This is a genomic window from Ornithinibacter sp. (assembly GCF_035443565.1).
Taxonomy (GTDB): Bacteria; Actinomycetota; Actinomycetes; order Actinomycetales; family Dermatophilaceae; genus Fodinibacter.
On sequence record NZ_DAORSO010000419.1, the window covers coordinates 1 to 1118 of the forward strand.

Annotated in this window: 2 protein-coding genes; both read left to right on the forward strand. The window is 74.5% G+C overall.

From position 1 onward, the window contains the following. Positions 1–818, forward strand: an 818-nt coding sequence (locus PLL68_RS15670; protein ID WP_324535689.1) for a tetratricopeptide repeat protein, incomplete at its 5' end; no start/stop codon positions are given. Continuing rightward, positions 815–1118, forward strand: a 304-nt coding sequence (locus tag PLL68_RS15935; RefSeq protein WP_502910745.1) for a zinc-ribbon domain-containing protein, incomplete at its 3' end; no start/stop codon positions are given. The genes PLL68_RS15670 and PLL68_RS15935, both read left to right, overlap by 4 nt.

The window sequence follows — 1118 nt, forward strand, 5'->3', positions numbered from 1 at the left end:
GGCTGCGCACGGTCAGCATCGACGACCCGCTCCAGCGGCTCGAGGCGCTCCAGGGAGCCCCCGAGATCAGCGCGGAGGTGCTGCTGGCCCGGGCCAGGGCCGGCCTCGAGGCAGCCCAGGGTGCGCGCGTGGACGATGCCGTGCAGACCCTGCTGGCCAACGATCCGTGGGACTGGCGGGCGGTGTGGATGTCGGGTCTGCTCGCGCTGGCCCGAGGTGACACCACGCAGGCGCAGAGCGCCTTCAACGCCGTCTACGGGCAGGTCCCCGGTGAGCTGGCTCCGAAACTGGCGCTGGCCTTCGCCTGCGAGAGCGGGGGAGAGGCCGATGTCGCCGAGTCGCTCTACACCGTGTGTGCCCGAACCGACGCCAACTACATCGCTCCCGCGGCCTTCGGCCTGGCGCGCATCCGCGCCGCGCGCGGTGACGTCGCAGGAGCCGTGCGCGCCCTCGACCTCGTCCCCGGCACGAGCAGGGCGTTCACCCGGGCTCGACGGCGCCGGGCCGGCCTGCTGGCCTCGTCCGGCGGCGGCCTGCCCTCCCTGGCCCAGGCGCTCGACAGCATCGACAACCTCACCATCGACCCGACGGACCGGTCACGCTTTCGGGTCGAGGTGTTCTCCGAGGCCCTGGAGCTGGTCCAGGGCGGGGGCGGAGACTCCACGATCCGCCTCGGTGGGCATCCGGCATCCGAGCCGGCGCTGCGCGACGGCCTCGAGTCGGCCCTGCGCGAACTCGCCGCGATCACCGACGACCGGGACACGAAGGTGACGCTCGTCGATCGGGCCAACGGCGTGCGGCGGTGGACCCTGCGATGACCGATGAGGCGACCCCCTGCCCGTCGTGTGGCAGCCACGTGAGCGCGGGCGAGCGGTTCTGCGAGGGCTGCGGCGCCGACCTGGGCACCCCCGCAAGCGCTGGCACACCTGCGACCGCTGGCACCCGTGCGGAGGCCGGCGTGGCAGCGGCGGCACCAGCGGGCGAGCCGCTGGAGGAGGTGCCGACGGCGGCGACGCCGGCCGCGGCAGCGGGAGCAGTGCCCGCGTGCCACTCCTGCGGTGGAGCGGTCGCCGACGACGGCTACTGCACCCAGTGCGGCACCGCTGCCGTCAAGCCGC